General features: G+C 72.7%; 1 protein-coding gene. It reads right to left on the reverse strand.

Going from position 1 to position 17,198, the window contains the following annotated elements:
- Positions 1-16: 16 nt before the first annotated feature.
- Positions 17-17,167 carry an SDR family NAD(P)-dependent oxidoreductase gene (locus OG293_RS07525; protein WP_405997989.1) on the reverse strand — a complete coding sequence of 5,717 codons (17,151 nt, stop codon included), beginning with the start codon at positions 17,165-17,167 and terminating at the stop codon, positions 17-19.
- Between the last annotated feature and the right edge of the window lie 31 nt (positions 17,168-17,198).

Raw genomic sequence — 17,198 nt, forward strand, 5'->3', positions numbered from 1 at the left:
GAGCCGAGCCGTCGCATCACGAGATCCCGAACTCCTTACCGATGAAGTCGAAGAGGTCGTCGTCGGTCGCGGTCTCAAGCGCCTCGGCCACGTCGGCGTCGTCGGCGCCCGCCGGTTCGCCGGCCTCGCTCCAGGCGGCCAGCAGTGCCTGCAGACGCTCGGTGATGCGGTTGCGGCCGTCGTCGTCGGGCAGGGACGCGACGAGCGTCTTCTCCAGCCGGTCGAGTTCGGCGAGCAACGGGGGAACCGCCGCAGCGCCGTCCTGCCAGAGCTCGTCCCGCAGGCACTCCACCAGCGCCTGCGGTGTCGGGTAGTCGAAGACGAGCGTGGCGGGCAGCCGTACACCGGTCGCCGCGCCGAGCCGGTTGCGCAGCTCGACGGCTGTCAGCGAGTCGAAGCCCAGCTCGCGGAACGAGCGGTCGGTCTCGACCGCCTCCGGCCCGGCGAACCCGAGCACGGCCGCGACATATGTGCAGACCAGCTCCAGCAGTGCCTCGTCCCGCGCGGCCGGCGACAGCCCGGCCAGGCGCTCCCGCAGCGCGGTCCCGCCGTCCGCACCGGTGTGGGGGGTGCCTGCCGCGCGGCGGGTGGGGGTGCGGACCAGACCGCTGAGCAGCGGCGGCAGCATGCCCCCACTGCTTGCCTGGGCCCGCAGGGCAGCAAGATCCAGCTTCACCGGCACGAACAACGCCTGCCCGGACCCGGACACAGCATCAAAGAGCGCCACCCCCTCCCCAGCAGACAGCGCACCCACACCACCACGACCGAGCCGCGACACATCACCAGCGTCCAACTCACCCGACATACCCCCGGACCCAGCCCAAAGACCCCACGCCAGCGACGTAGCAACCAGACCCCGCGCCCTACGGTGCGCAGCCAGAGCATCCAGGAACACATTCGCCGCCGCATAGTTCCCCTGACCCGCACCACCGAACACACCAGCAGCCGAAGAGAACAACACAAACACCGACAAGTCCAGCCCACGCGTCAGCTCATGCAGATTCCAGGCCGCATCCACCTTCGGCCGCAACACCGCCGACACACGCTCCGCAGACAACGACGAAACCACACCGTCATCCAGCACACCCGCCGCATGCACCACACCCACCAACGGATGCTCCACCGGCACACCAGCCAACACCAACCCCAGAGCATCCCGATCCGCCACATCACACGCCGCCCACGAAACCCGGGCACCCAACCCAGCCAACTCAGCCGACAGCTCAGCAGCACCCACCGCAGCCTCACCACGACGACCCACCAACAACAAATGCCGCACACCGTACGCAGAAACCAGATGACGGGCGAACAAACCACCCAACGTCCCACCCGCCCCCGTCACCAACACCGTGCCCTCGGAATCCAACAACCCAGCCGAACCATCAACGACAACAGCACGCGCCAACCTCGGCACGAGGACACATCCCCCACGGACCGCGACCTCCGGCTCGCCCGAAGCGAGCACCGCCGACAGCACATCCGAGTCCACATCGCCGTCACCATCGACATCAATCAGACCGAAACGACCCGGATTCTCCGACTGCGCCGACCGCACCAAACCCCACACCGGAGCATGGACCAGATCCGCCACATCCTCACCCGGCACCGCCGCCACAGCACCCCGCGTCAGGAACACCAGACGCGAGCCCCCGAACCGCTCATCCGCCAACCACTCCCGCACCAGACCCAGCGCACACACCACAGCCGCATGCACCCCGCCCGAAACACCACCCCGCCCATCCGGTTCCACCTCCACACACGGAACCACCAACACCGACGGAATCGCACCACCCTCAGCAACAACCGCACCCAGCCCGGCAAGATCCGCATACGCCTGCGAACCAGCACCCAGCACCATCCAGTCATCCACCGAACCCGCAGGACCACCCGCAGGCACTGCCGTCCAATCCACCTGGAACAACGCGTCACGTGTGACGTGCTGGGCCGTGCTCAGCTGTTCGCGGCTCACGGCTCGCAGCGCCAGACCGGCCACCGAGGCGACCGGCTCTCCGGTCGCGTCGGCGATCGTCAGGGCCACCTCGCCGTTTCGGGCGGTGGTGAGGCGTACCCGCAACGCTGAGGCACCGACGGCGTGCAGGGACACACCCGACCAGGAGAACGGCAGCCGTCCTTCAGCGCCGCCGATGTCCGTGCTTCCCAGACCCAGCGCATGCAGCGCCGCGTCAAGCAGGGCCGGGTGGAGGCCGAAGTGTCCGGCCTCGCCCTCGGTGCCCTCCGGAAGTCCGACTTCGGCGTAGTACTCGCCTTCGTGCCGCCAGGCGGCACGAAGCCCCTGGAAGACCGGACCGTAGCCGAAGCCGGAATCCGCCAGCCCTTCGTACAGCCCCTCCACCGGGACGGACTCCGCCCCGGTCGGCGGCCACTCGGTGAGGCCATGCGGAGCCCGCTCGGCCCCGACCGCGAGCGCACCGGCGGCGTGGCGGGTCCACGGCGTTTCGGCATCCGCGTCTTCGGTCCGGGAGTGGAGCGCCAGGGGGCGCCGGCCTGCCGGGTCGGCGGCGCCGACGGAGAGCCGCAGCTGTACGCCACCGTGCCCGGGGAGTACCAGGGGCGCCTCCAGGGTGAGTTCGTCGACCAGGTCGCAGCCGACCTGGTCGCCCGCGCGGAGTGCCAGCTCGACGAAGGCCGTGCCCGGCAGGAGCACGGAGCCCATGACCGCGTGGTCCGCGAGCCAGGGGTGGGTGGCCAGCGACAGCCGGCCGGTGAACAGGAACCCGTCCGAGTCGGGCAGTTCCACCGCGGCGCCGAGCAGCGGGTGGTCCGTCGCGCCGAGCCCGGCCGATGCGACATCACCCTGCGAGCGGCCGGCGTCAAGCCAGTAGACCGAGCGCTGGAAGGCGTACGTCGGCAGGCCGACACGCTGGGCCCCGGTGGGGGCGTAGAACGCCTGCCAGTCGACGGGCACACCGCGCACATGGGCCGTGGCGAGCGCGGCGAGCAGGGTCTCGACTTCGTCGCGGCCCCCACGCAGGACCGGGGCGAAAGCGACGCCCTCCTCGTCGGTGACGCACTCCTGGGCCATGGCGGAGAGGACACCGTCGGGGCCGAGTTCGATGTACGTGGTGACGCCCGCGGCCTCCAGGGCACGGATGCCGTCCAGGAAACGGACCGCCTCGCGGACGTGCCGAACCCAGAAGTCGGGAGACGACATCTCGTCCGAGACCAGCGCGCCCGTCAGGTTCGAGACCACCGCAACCCGCGGAGTCTCGAACGACAGCCCCTCCGCCACCTTGCGGAAGTCCTCCAACATGCCGTCCATCTGCGGCGAATGGAACGCATGACTCACCGTCAGACGCTTGGGCTTGCGGCCGGTGAGCGACTCGGCGACCGCGACCGCGTCGACCGCGTCGGCCTCGTCACCCGCGATCACCACCGACCGCGGGCCATTGACCGCCGCAATGCTCACCCAGTCGGTCAGCAGCGGCAGAACCTCAGCCTCCGACGCCTGCACCGCGATCATCACACCACCGGTGGGCAATGCCTGCATGAGCCGGCCGCGGGCGGCGACCAGCGCACACGCATCCTCCAGCGAGAACACCCCCGCCACATGCGCAGCCGCGATCTCACCAATCGAATGACCCGCCACGAAGTCCGGCCTGAGACCCCACGACTCCACCAACCGGAACAACGCCACCTCAACCGCGAACAGCGCAGGCTGCGTATACACGGTCTGATCCAGCACGTCCGCGTCCGACCCGAACAGCACATCCTTCAACGGCACTTCAAGATGCGCGTCCACATACGCGCACACCGCATCCAGCGCCTCCGCGAACACCGGATACGCCTCATACAGCTCACGGCCCATCCCCAGCCGCTGACTCCCCTGCCCCGTAAACAAGAACGCGAGCTTCCCGCCAACCGGCGAACCCTCCACCAGCCCTGCGGCCGAACCACCCTCCGCCAGCGCCGCTAGCCCGGCACGGAAGCCGTCGTGGTCCGAGGCCACCACCGTCGCGCGGTGCTCGAAAAGGGCGCGGCCGGTCGTCAGCGAGTGGCCGATGTCGGCGAGTGCCGTCGCCGGGTGGGTCTCCAGGTGGGACAGCAGCCGCTCCCCTTGGGCGCGCAGGGCGTCCGGGGTCCGGGCCGAGAGGTTCCACGCGAGGCCCGTCGGGGCCGGCACCGGGCTGTTCGCGGATGTGGTGTCGATGCCCGGGGACAGCTCGATGATGGCGTGCGCGTTCGTGCCGCTCATGCCGAACGACGACACACCCGCTCGGCGCGGACGGCCGGTCTCGGGCCAGGCCATCTGCTCGGTGAGGAGGGAGACCGCGCCCGCCGACCAGTCCACGTGCGGGGACGGCTCGTCCACGTGCAGCGTCTTGGGCAGTACGCCGTGGTGCATCGCCTGAACCATTTTGATGATGCCCGCGACACCGGCCGCGGCCTGCGTGTGACCGAAGTTGGACTTGATGGAGCCCAGCCACAGGGGGCTGTCCTCGGGGCGGTCCTGGCCGTAGGTGGCAAGCAGGGCCTGAGCCTCGATCGGGTCGCCGAGCCGGGTGCCCGTGCCGTGCGCCTCGACCGCGTCCACCTCGGCGGCCGACAGGCCGGCGTTGGCGAGGGCCTGGCGGATGACGCGCTGCTGGGAGGGGCCGTTAGGGGCAGTGAGGCCGTTGCTTGCGCCGTCCTGGTTGACGGCCGTGCCCCGGACGACCGCCAGGACCTGGTGGCCGTTCCTGCGGGCGTCCGACAGGCGCTCGACGAGCAGCATGCCGACGCCCTCGCCCCACGCCGTCCCGTCGGCTGCTGCGGCGAACGGCTTGCAGCGGCCGTCGCTCGCGAGCCCGCGCTGGCGGCTGAACTCGGTGAAGACATCGGGTGTGGTGATGATGGTGACGCCGCCCGCCAGCGCCAGCGAGCACTCGCCGTTGCGCAGGGCCTGTGCCGCGAGGTGCAGGGCGACCAGCGAGGACGAGCAGGCCGTGTCGACGGTGACCGCCGGGCCCTCGAAGCCAAAGGTGTAGGAGACGCGGCCGGAGGCGATGCTGCTGGAGCCGCCGGTGCCGAGGTAGCCCTCGACGCCTTCGGGGACGGCGTTCAGGCGGGACACGTAGTCGTTGTGCATCTGGCCGACGAAGACGCCGACCGGCCTGCCGCGCAGGCCCGTCGGGTCGATACCGGCCCGCTCGAACGCCTCCCACGAGGTTTCCAGCAGCAGCCGCTGCTGCGGGTCCATCGCGAGCGCCTCGCGCGGGTTGATCCCGAAGAACGCCGGGTCGAAGTGGTGGGCGTCGTAGAAGAAACCGCCCTCCCTGGCGTAGGAGGTTCCGGGGCTGTCGGGGTCGGGGTCGTACAGCGCCCCGTTGTCCCAGCCTCGGTCGTCCGGCAGGTGGGAGATGCCGTCGCGGCCCTCGGCGAGCAGCTCCCACAGGTCCTCGGGGGTGCGGACGTCTCCGGGGAAGCGGCAGCTCATGGCGACGATGGCGATGGCATCGTCGCCCTCGACGGCGGTGGCGGCGAGCCGCGGGAGGGCGGCTGCGGCGTCGGAGCCGAGGAGTTCGTCCTTGAGATAGCCGGCGAGGACCGCGGGTGTGGGGTAGTCGAAGACGAGCGTGGCGGGCAGCCGGATGCCGGCGGTCGCGCCGAGCCGGTTGCGGAACTCCACGGCGGTCAGCGAGTCGAAGCCGAGATCCTTGAACGCGCGAGTCGGTTCGACGGCGTCGGGGGTGGCGTGGCCGAGCACGGCGGCCACCTGGTTGCGTACGAGGTCGAGCAGGAGCGGGTCGCGCTCGTGCTCGGGGAGCCGTACGAGCCGCTCCACCAGCGGGGTTCCGGTACCGGCCGCGGTGGCCTCGACGGCCCTGCGGGCGGGGGCGCGGACCAGGCCGCGCAGCAGGGCGGGAACCATGCTCGCGTCGGCCTGGCGCAGCGGCGCGAGGTCGAGCTGCATGGGCACGAGGAGCGCGTCGCCGGTGAGGTGGGCGGTGTCGAGCAGCGCCACGCCCTCTTCGGAGGAGAGGCCGAGGACGCCGGAGCGCGTCATCCGGTCCTTGTCGGCGGTGTCGAGTTCGCCGGTCATGCCGCTGGCCTCGGCCCACAGGCCCCACGCCAGGGAGGTGGCGGCGAGGCCGTGGGCCTGCCGGTGGCGGGCGAGTGCGTCGAGGAAGGTGTTGGCGGCGGCGTAGTTGGCCTGTCCGGCGCCGCCGAAGGTGCCGGCGGCGGAGGAGAACAGCACGAAGTCGGCCAGGTCGAGATGGCGGGTCAGCTCGTGCAGGTTCCAGGCCGCGTCCACCTTGGGACGCAGGACTGTCGACAGGCGTTCGGGCGTGAGGGCGTCGACGACACCGTCGTCGAGGACACCGGCGGTGTGGACGACGGCGGTCAGCGGGTGCTCGGCCGGTACGGCGTCGATGAGCGCGGCGAGCGCGTCACGGTCTGCTGCGTCACAGGCGGCCAGGGTCACTTCGGCACCCAGCTCGCGCAGTTCGGCGGCGAGTTCGGCCGCACCGGCCGCGGCCTCGCCGCGACGGCTTGTCAGCAGCAGACGGCGGGCGCCGCGGCTGGTGACGGCGTGCCGGGCGACGAGTGCGCCGAGAGTGCCGGTGCCGCCGGTGATGAGGACGGTGCCGTTCGGGTTCCACTCCGCGGGCAGGGTGAGCACGATCTTGCCGACGTGGCGTGCCTGGCTGAGGTAGCGGAACGCCTCGGGTGCCTGCCTCAGGTCCCAGGCGGAGACCGGCACGGGGCGCAGCGCGCCCGAGCGGAAGAGGGCGAGCAGTTCGGTGAGCATCTCCTGGATGCGGTCGAGGCCGGCCTCGGTGAGGTCGAACGCCTGGTAGCTGACGCCCGGGTGGGCGGCGGCGACGTCCTGCGGGGAGCGGACGTCGGTCTTGCCCATCTCGACGAAGCGTCCGCCGCGCGGCAGCAGCCGCAGGGAGGCGTCGACGAACTCCCGGGCGAGAGAGTCGAGGACGACGTCGACGCCGCGTCCCTCGGTGGCCGTGCGGAAGGTCTCCTCGAAGTCGAGGGTGCGGGACGAGGCGATCCGGTCGTCAGCGAGTCCGAGTCCGCGCAGGGTGTCCCACTTGGCGGGGCCGGCCGTCGCGTAGACGTCGGCGCCCCAGTGGCGGGCGAGCTGGACGGCGGCCATGCCGACCCCGCCGGCGGCGGCGTGCACGAGGAGGGACTCGCCGTCGCGCAGGCCCGCGAGGTCGTGGAGCGCGTAATAGGCCGTCATGAAGACGATGGGTACGGACGCGGCCTCGGCGAAGGTCCAGCCCTCGGGCATCGGGGCGATCATGCGGCGGTCGACGACGGTGAGCGGGCCGAACGCGCCGGGCAGCATGCCCATGACGCGGTCGCCGGGTCCGAGGTCGGTGACACCGGGGCCGGTCTCCAGGACGATGCCCGCGCCTTCGCTGCCCATGCGGCCCGGGTCTCCGGGGTACATGCCGAGGGCGTTGAGCACATCGCGGAAGTTGAGGCCGGCGGCGCGGACGGCGACGCGGACCTGGCCGGGCTCCAGGGGTGCTTCGGACTCCGGGCTGGGGACAAGCGTGAGGTTGTCGAGGGTGCCCTTGTTCTCGATGTCCATGCGCCAGGCGGAGTCGCCGGGGGGCGGGGTCAGCGGGGTGGAGGCGGGGACACGGGCGAGGCGGGGGGCGTGGACCGTGCCGCGGCGGATCGCGAGCTGCGGTTCGCCGGTGGCGAGGGCTGCGGCGAGGGCGCCCGTCGACGAGGGGTCGGCGTCGAGGTCGGCGAGGACGAACCGGTCGGGGTTCTCGGACTGGGCGGTGCGGATCAGTCCCCACACGGGAGCGTGGGTGAGGTCGGCGAGGTCCCAGTCGCTCTGGGTGGCGATCGCACCGCGGGTGACGAACACCAGGCGTGACGCGGCGAAGCGGTCGTCGGCGAGCCATGCCTTGACGAGGCCGAGCGCCTCGTGGGTGGCCGTGTGGACGGCGTCGGCGCCGGCGGCAGCACCCGGTGAGTGGTGCGCCAGGACGTAGGCGGGTGCCGGGGCGCCCGCGTCGAGCGTCGCACCGAGGGCGTCCAGACCGGCGTGTTCACGGCCGGGCAGGGCGGGCATGCCGGGCAGCGCGTTGTTTCCGTCGGTGCCGATGACGGCCCACTCGTCCGCGGTGCCGGGCGTGTTCGACGGCAGCGGCACGGTGGCCCAGTCGATCCGGAACAGCGACTCGTGGTGCGCGGAGCGTGCGCTGCCGAGTTGGTCGGCGGAGACGGGCCGCAGCGTCAGATTGCCGACGGCGGCGACGGGAGCGCCGGTGGTGTCGGCCAGCTGGAGGGAGAGGGTGTCCCGGCCGTCGGGGGTGAGGCGTACGCGCAGCACGGACGCGCCGACGGCGTGCAGGGACACACCGCGCCAGGAGAACGGCAGTCGGCCCTGCTGGTCACCGTCGGTGGACGGCTGGACGAAGGTGGCGTGCAGGGCCGCGTCGAGCAGCGCCGGGTGCAGGCCGAACCGGGCGGCCTCGGCCTGACGGTCCTCGGGCAGGGCGACCTCGGCGTACACGTCGTCGCCGAGGAGCCAGGCGGCACGCAGCCCCTGGAAGACCGGCCCGTAGGCGAAGCCGCCCTGCCCGAGGTGCTCGTACAGGCCGTCGACGCCGACGGCTTCGGCGCCGGGCGGCGGCCAGGCGGTCAGGTCGAAGCCGGGTGCCTGGGCTCCGCGGGCGAGGACTCCGCCCGCGTGGCGGGTCCACGGCTCGTCGGCGGGCGCGTCCGGGTCGCTGGAGTACAGGTCCACGGTGCGCCGGCCGGACGCGTCGGGCGCGCCCACCACGATCTGGAGGCGCGCCGCGGCCTGTGGGGCGAGGATCAGCGGTGCTTCGAGGGTGAGTTCTTCGAGGAGGTCGCAGCCGGCCTGGTCACCCGCGCGGATGGCGAGTTCGACGAACGCGGTGCCCGGCAGCAGGACGTTGCCCAGGACGGCGTGGTCGGCGAGCCAGGGGTGGGTGTCGAGCGAGAGGCGGCCGGTGAACAGGAATCCTTCGCCGTCGGCGAGGGCCACGGCGGCGCCGAGGAGCGGGTGGTGGGCTGCGCCCAGACCTGCCGATTCGACATCGCCGACGTAGCCGGCCGGGGCTTGGAGCCAGAACCGTTCGCGCTGGAAGGCGTACGTGGGCAGCTCGACGCGACGGGCGCCGGTGCCGGCGAAGTACGCGGACCAGTCGAGCGGTACACCACGTGTGTGGGCGGCGGCGATCGCGGCGGTCAGGGCCTCGGCCTCGCCGCGGTCGCGGCGCAGGGCCGGTACGAAGACGGCGGTGTCGGCCGGGTCCGCCGGGTCGGTGAGGCAGTCGCGGCCGAGGCCGGACAGCACGCCCTGCGGACCCAGTTCGAGGTAGGTGGTGACGTGTTCGGAGTCCAGGGTGCGGATGCCGTCGAGGAAGCGGACCGCTTCGCGGACATGGGAGACCCAGTGGTCGGCGGTGCGCAGTTCGTCGCCGGCGACCGCTCCCGTGAGGTGGGTGACGACCGGGATGGCGGGTGCGTGGTACGTCAGGGACTCGGCGACCTCGCGGAAGGCGTCGAGCATGCCGTCCATCAGCGGGGAGTGGAAGGCGTGGCTGACGGTGAGCCGCTTGGTGCGCCGGCCTCGCCGTTCGAACTCGGCGGCGATCTCCAGGGCGAGGCTCTCCTCGCCGGAGACGACCACGGCGGAGGCGGAGTTGACGGCGGCGATGCCGATCCGGCCCTCGTGGCCCGCGAGCAGTGGCAGAACCTCGTCCTCGGTGGCGGTCAGCGCGATCATCGCGCCGCCCTCGGGCAGTTCCTGCATGAGGCGGCCCCGGGCGGCGACCAGGGTGGCCGCGTCGGGCAGCGAGAGGACGCCCGCGATGTGCGCGGCGGTGATCTCGCCGATGGAGTGCCCGGCGACGAAGTCGGCGCGTACGCCCCACGATTCGACGAGCCGGTACAGCGCGGTCTCCAGCGCGAACAGGGCGGGCTGGGTGAAGCCGGTCCGGTTCAGCAGGTCACCGTCGTCGGTGAACAGTATGTCCTTGAGGGGCTGTTCGAGGTGCGGGTCCAGTTCGGCGCAGACCGCGTCCAGGGCGTTGGCGAAGGCGGGGTACGTCGCGTAGAGCTCTCGGCCCGTGCCGGGGCGCTGGCTGCCCTGTCCGGTGAACAGGACGGCCGTCCTGCCGTCGGCGGCGGCGTGCTGGACGAGTTGGGCGCTGTCGTGGCCGCCGGCCAGGGCGGCGAGCCCGGCGAGGAGTTCCTCGCGGTCGTGCGCGACGACGGCTGCCCGGCGGTCCAGGGCGGTTCGGGTGGTGGCGAGGGAGAGCGCCACATCGGCGGGGGCGGCCTCGGGCCGCTCCGCGAGATGGTCCATGAGCCGGGCGGCCTGGGCGCGCAGTGCGGCGGGGGTCCGGCCGGAGAGGGTGAACGGCAGGGGTGTGCCCGTCGGGACGCTGTCGCCGTCCGTGGTCGCGGGCTCGTCGAGGGGCGGCTGCTCGATGATGACGTGCGCGTTGGTGCCGCTGACGCCGAACGAGGAGATGCCCGCGCGGCGGGGGCGGCCCGTGTCGGGCCACTCGGAGGCCTCGGTGAGCAGCGAGACCGCGCCGGCGGACCAGTCGATGTGCGGGGACGGCTCGCCGATGTGCAGCGACGGCGGCATGACGCCGTGGCGCATGGCGAGGACCATCTTGATGATGCCCGCTGCGCCGGCGGCGGCCTGGGTGTGGCCGATGTTGGACTTGATGGAGCCCAACCACAAGGGGCTGTCCTCGGGGCGGCCCTGGCCGTAGGTGGCGAGGAGGGCCTGCGCCTCGATGGGGTCGCCGAGGGTGGTGCCGGTGCCGTGGGCCTCGACGGCGTCGACGTCCGCGCTGGTCAGGCCCGCGTTGGCCAGGGCCTGGCGGATGACGCGCTGTTGGGAGGGGCCGTTGGGCGCGGTCAGTCCGTTGCTCGCGCCGTCCTGGTTGACGGCGGTGCCGCGGACGACGGCGAGGATCTGGTGGCCGTTGCGGCGGGCGTCGGAGAGCCGCTCGACGAGGATCATGCCCGCGCCCTCGGCCCAGCCGGTGCCGTCGGCGTCGGCGGAGAAGGACTTGCAGCGACCGTTGGTGGCGAGGCCGCGCTGGCGGCTGAAGTCGATGAAGGTGTCCGGGGTGGACATGACGGTGACACCGCCCGCGAGCGCCATGTCGCACTCGCCGTTGCGCAGGGCCTGCGCGGCGAGGTGCAGGGCGACCAGCGACGACGAGCAGGCCGTGTCGACGGTGACGGCGGGGCCTTCGAGACCGAACGTGTACGAGATACGGCCGGAGGCGACACTGCCCGCGGTGCCGGTGCCCAGGTAGCCCTCCAGGCCCTCGGGGACGGCCGGGAGCCGGGTCAGGTAGTCGTGGTACATGACGCCGGCGAAGACGCCGGTGCGGCTTCCGCGCACGGACGACGGGTCGATCCCGGCCCGCTCGAACGCCTCCCAGGAGGTCTCCAGGAGGAGCCGCTGGTGCGGGTCCATGGCGAGGGCTTCGCGCGGGTTGATGCCGAAGACGTCCGGGTCGAAGTCGGCTGCGTCGTGCAGGAAACCACCCTCTCGGGTGTACGAGGTGCCGGCCCGGCCGGGGTCGGAGTCGTACAGCGCGTCGAGGTTCCAGCCGCGGTCGGTGGGGAACGGCGAGATCGCGTCGACGGAGCCCGCGACAAGCTGCCACAGCTCCTCGGGGGTGGTGACCCCGCCGGGGTAGCGGCAGCTCATGCCGACGATGGCGATGGGATCGTCGTCGATGGCGGTGACGATCGCGACCGGGGCCGTGTCCGCCTCGTCGCCGAGGAGTTCGGTCCGCAGGAACGCGGCGAGCGCGTTCGGGGTGGGGTAGTCGAAGACGAGGGTGGCGGGCAGCCGCACACCGGTGGCGGAGCCGAGGCGGTTGCGCAGTTCGACGGCGGTCAGCGAGTCGAAGCCGAGCTCCTTGAAGGCGCGGCCCGGGTCGACGGCTTCGGGACCGGGGTAGCCGAGGACGGCGGCGACCTGGACGCGGACGGTGTCCAGCAGCAGCCGGTCGCGTTCGGCGGCGGTCAGCGGCAGCAGACGGCCGGTGAGGCCGCCGGCCGGGGCGGCGTCCGGGGACTCGACGGCTCTGCGGGCGGGGGCGCGGACCAGGCCGCGCAGCAGGGCGGGGACCATGCTCGCGTCGGCCTGGCGCAGGGACGCCAGGTCGAGGTGCATGGGGACGGCGGTGGGGTCGCCGACGGCGCGGGCGGTGTCCAGCAGTGCAAGGCCCTCCGCGGAGGTCAGGGCGGCGACTCCGGCGCGGGAGATCCGCTCTAGGTCGGCGTCGGCGAGGTCGCCGGTCATGCCGCTGCGTTCGGCCCACAGGCCCCAGGCGAGCGCGGTGGCGGGCAGCCCTTCGGCTCGGCGGCGGTGGGCGAGTGCGTCGAGGAAGGTGTTGGCGGCGGCGTAGTTGGCCTGTCCGGGGCCGCCGAGGGTGCCGGCCGCGGCGGAGAACAGCACGAAGGCCGCGAGGTCCAGGTCCCGGGTCAGCTCGTGCAGGTTCACGGCCGCGTCGACCTTGGCGGGCAGGACGCGGTCGATGCGTTCGGGGGTGAGCGCTTCGAGGACGCCGTCGTCGAGGACACCGGCGGTGTGGACGACGGCGGTCAGCGGGTGCTCGGCCGGTATGGCGTCGATGAGCGCGGCGAGCGCGTCACGGTCTGCTGCGTCACAGGCGGCCAGGGTCACTTCGGCACCCAGCTCGCGCAGTTCGGCGAGGAGTTCGGCCGCACCGGCCGCGGCCTCGCCGCGACGGCTGGTCAGCAGCAGTCGGCGGGCGCCGTGCTCAGCGACGAGGTGCCGCGCGACCAGGCCGCCGAGGGTGCCGGTGGCGCCGGTGATCAGGGCGGTGCCCTCGGGGTCGAGCGGGGGCGTGTCCTGGCCGGGGGCGGCGGCGACCCGGGCGAGCCGGGGCACCAGGGCCTTGCCCTCGCGCAGGGCGAGCTGCGGCTCGGCCGTGGCGAGCGCGGCGGGCAGGGCGCGCAGGGTCTCCTCGCGTTCGTCCAGGTCGAGCAGGACGAAACGGTCGGGGTGCTCGGACTGTGCGGAGCGCAGCAGGCCCCACAGCGGGGCGTGGATCAGGTCGGTGACATCGGAGGCCGCGGTGGTGGCGACGGCGTCACGGGTGACGAACACCAGCCGGGAGCCGGCGAAACGGTCGTCGGCGAGCCATGCCTGGGCGAGCTCCAGGGCGCGGTGCAGGGCGTCGGCGACGGCGGTGGGCAGCGCGGTGTCGACGGGGGTCGCCGACGGGGCGCCGGATGCGGGGAAAGGGACGACGACGGCCTGCGGGACGGGTCCTTGGGCCTCCAGCGCCGCGCCGAGGGCGGCGAGGTCGGCGTGGGCGACCGCGGTGGGCAGCGCGGTGGTGAACTCCGTACCGGCATCACCCAGCAGCGCCCACTGGCCCGCGGCGACGGTGGTGGCGGCCGGAAGGGGCGCGCCTGTCCACTCCACGCGGAACAGCGACTCGTGGAAGGCGGTGCGGGCGGCGTGCACCTGGTCCGGGGAGACGGGCCGCAGGAGCAGCGCGTCGACGGAGGCCACGGGTGTGCCGGTCTCGTCGGCGAGGGTCACCGACACGGTGTCGTTGCCTGCGGGCGCGAGGCGTACGCGCAGAGCGCGGGCTCCCACGGCCCGGAGCGAGACTCCGCTCCAGGAGAACGGCAGCCTGCCGTGTTCGGTCTCGTCGAGGAGCGAACCGATGCCGACGGCGTGCAGCGCGGCGTCCAGCAGGGCCGGGTGCAGACCGAACAGGGCCGCCTCGGCGTGCGCCTGCTCGGGCAGGCGGACTTCGGCGAAGACCTCGTCGCCGCGCTGCCAGGCGCCGGTCAGGCCCTGGAAGACGGGACCGTACGCGAAGCCGGACTCGGTGAGGTAGTCGTACAGGCCCTCGACGTCGACCTCGGTGGCGCCCTTCGGCGGCCAGCTGGTGAGGTCGGCGAGGGGTTCGCGGGTGCCCTGGGCGGCGGCCAGGAAGCCGGTGGCGTGCCGGGTCCAGGCGCCCTCGCCCCAGGTGTCGTCCGCGGCGTCCTCGGGCCGGGAGTGCAGGGTCAGTGAGCGGCGTCCCTCGGCGTCGGGCGCGCCGACGGCGAGCTGGATCTGCACCCCGCCGTGCGGGGGCAGCACCAGCGGCGCTTCCAGGGTGAGTTCGTCCAGCAGGTCGCAGCCGGTGTGGTCGCCGGCCTGGAGGGCGAGTTCGACGAAGGCGGTGCCGGGCAGCAGCACGGTCTCCATCACCGTGTGGTCGGCGAGCCAGGGGTGGGTGGCCAGTGAGAGCCGGCCGGTGAACAGGTGTCCGTCGCCGTCGGCCAGTGCGATGGCCGCGCCCAGCAGCGGGTGGTCGGCGGAGCCGATGCCGGCGGCGCTGATGTCGCCGGCCCAGCCGGTGGGCTGCTCGGGCCAGTACAGCTCGCGCTGGAAGGCGTACGTGGGCAGGTCGATGCGGCCGGCTCCGCGCCCGGCGAAGACGGCGGGCCAGTCGACGTCGACGCCGTGGACATGGGCCTGGGCGACGGCCGTCGCGAACGCGGACGCCTCGGGGCGGTCGGCGCGCAGGACGGGGACGAAGACGGCGTCCTGGCCGGTGACACACTCCTGTGCCAGGGCGGTGAGGACTCCGCCGGGGCCGACCTCGACAAAGGTGGTGACGCCCTGCGCGGCGAGCCTGCGCACCCCGTCCAGGAAGCGGACCCCCTCGCGGACGTGGCGTACCCAGTAGTCGGCCGCGCAGATCTCCTCCGCTGTGACGGAGGCGCCGGTCAGGTTGGAGACGATCGGGATGACGGGCGGCGCGTACTCGACGGTCTCGGCGACCTCGCGGAACGCGTCGAGCATGCCGTCCATCAGCGGCGAGTGGAAGGCGTGGCTGACCTTGAGCCGCTTTGTCCTGCGTCCGCGGGCTCGCAGCGTCCCGGCGAGTGCCGTGGCGGCGTCCTCGTCGCCCGAGACGACCACGGAGCGGGGGCCGTTGACGGCGGCGATGCTCACCCGGTCGGTGAGCAGCGGTGTGACCTCGTCCTCGGTGGCCTCGACGGCGATCATCGCGCCGCCCGGGGGCAGCGCCTGCATCAGCCGGGCGCGGGCGGCGACGAGCTTGGCCGCGTCCGCGAGGGTGAGAACGCCGGAGACATGGGCGGCGGCGAGTTCACCGATGGAGTGGCCGATGAGGAAGTCGGCCGTCACCCCCCACTGTTCGAGCTGCCGGTACAGGGCGACCTCGACGGCGAACAGCGAGGTCTGGGTGTACGCGGTCTCGTCGAGCAGGTCCGCCTCGGGGCTGCCCTCCGCGGCGAACAGCACGTCGGACAGGGGCCGTTCGAGGTGCCGGTCGAGTTCGGTACGGACCTCGTCGAGGGCGCGGGCGAAGCCGGGGTGCGTGGCGTACAGCTCCCGTCCCATGCCCAGGCGCTGGCTGCCCTGGCCGGTGAAGAGGAAGGCGGTCTTGCCCTCGCCCACCGCGCCCGTGATCGGGCCGGCCGGCTGTTCGCCGCCGGCGAGGGCGGCGAGCTCGGCGAGGAGGCTGTCCCGGTCGGCGCCGAACAGCACAGCCCGGCGGTCGAGCGAGGAGCGGCTCGTGGCGAGGGAGAAACCGAGGTCGGTCAGGCTCGCGGGGTCCGCGGCGAGTTCGGGGTTCGCGTGCAGGTGGGCGGCGAGGCGCTCGGCCTGCGCACGCAGGGCGGCATCGCTCTGTCCCGAGACGAGCAGCGGCACCGGGCCGGTGGCACCCTTCGGTCCCTCGACAGCGGATTCCTCGGGCGCGGCGTCGACGGCGGGCTCCTGCGGCGCGTCGGCGGGCGGAGCCTGCTCGATGACGGTGTGCGCGTTGGTGCCGCTGACGCCGAAGGAGGAGATGCCGGCGCGGCGCGGCTGGCCCGTCCGGGGCCAGGGCACGGCCTCGGTCAGCAGTCTGACGTCACCGGTGGCCCAGTCGACGTTGCCGGACGGCTGGTCGATGTGGAGCGACTCGGGCAGCACGCCGTGCTGCATGGCGAGGACCATCTTGATGATGCCCGCGACACCGGCGGCGGCCTGCGTGTGCCCGATGTTGGACTTGATGGAGCCCAGCCACAGCGGTCGTCCGTCGGGACGGTTCTGGCCGTACGTGGCGAGGATGGCCTGCGCCTCGATCGGGTCGCCGAGGGTCGTGCCGGTTCCGTGCGCCTCGACGACGTCGACCTGCGCGGGGGTGAGTCCGGCGTTGGTGAGCGCCTGACGGATGACGCGCTGCTGGGACGGGCCGTTGGGCGCGGTCAGACCATTGCTCGCGCCGTCCTGGTTGATCGCCGAGCCGCGCACGATGGCAAGGACGGGGTGGCCGTTGCGGCGGGCGTCGGAGAGCCGCTCGACGAGCAGCATGCCGACGCCCTCGCCCCAGCCGGTGCCGTCTGCGCCGTCGGCGAACGGCTTGCAGCGGCCGTCGGGCGCGAGCCCGCGCTGTCGGCTGAACTGGACGAACGCGCGCGGGCTCGACATGACGGTGACGCCGCCCGCCAGTGCCAGCGAGCACTCGTCGTTGCGCAGCGCCTGCACCGCGAGGTGCAGGGCGACGAGCGAGGCAGAGCAGGCGGTGTCGACCGTGACCGCGGGGCCTTCGAGACCGAAGGTGTAGGAGAGACGGCCGGAGACGACGCTGGCCGCGTTTCCGGTGAGGAGATACCCCTCGACGCCCTTGGGTACTTCACGCAACAGCTCGGGATAGTCCTGGCCGTTGGTGCCGATGAAGACACCGGCCTTGCTGCCGCGCAGGGTCGCCGGGTCGATTCCGGCTCTTTCGAAGGTTTCCCAGGACGTTTCGAGCAGCAGACGCTGCTGCGGGTCCATGCCGAGGGTTTCGCGCGGGCTGATCCCGAAGAAAGCGGCGTCGAATTCGCCTACGCCGTCGAGGAATCCGCCCTCACGGGTGTACGAGGTGCCCTGCTGGTCGGGATCGGCGTCGTACAGCGACTCGATGTCCCAGCCTCGGTCGGCAGGGAAGTCGGTGATCGCGTCCCGACCGCCGGCCACCAGGTCCCACAGGCCCTCCGGCGACTCGATGCCGCCGGGGAACCTGCAGCTCATGCCGACGATCGCGATCGGCTCCGGCTCCTGGGCCTCGACCTCGCGAAGGCGCTGCCGCGTCTGGTGCAGATCGGCCGTCACCCGCTTCAGATAGCCGAGGATCTTGTCCTGATCTGCCATTGGAACCTCACCCATGCTTCTCGTCACAAAC

It is taken from the genome of Streptomyces sp. NBC_00829 (assembly GCF_045161795.1).
In the GTDB taxonomy this organism is placed as follows: domain Bacteria; phylum Actinomycetota; class Actinomycetes; order Streptomycetales; family Streptomycetaceae; genus Streptomyces.

What these genes read in the sequence shown, in the direction of transcription:
- OG293_RS07525 (WP_405997989.1), bottom strand. Translation starts at nt 17,167, where the DNA reads ATGGCAGATCAGGACAAGATCCTCGGCTATCTGAAGCGGGTGACGGCC.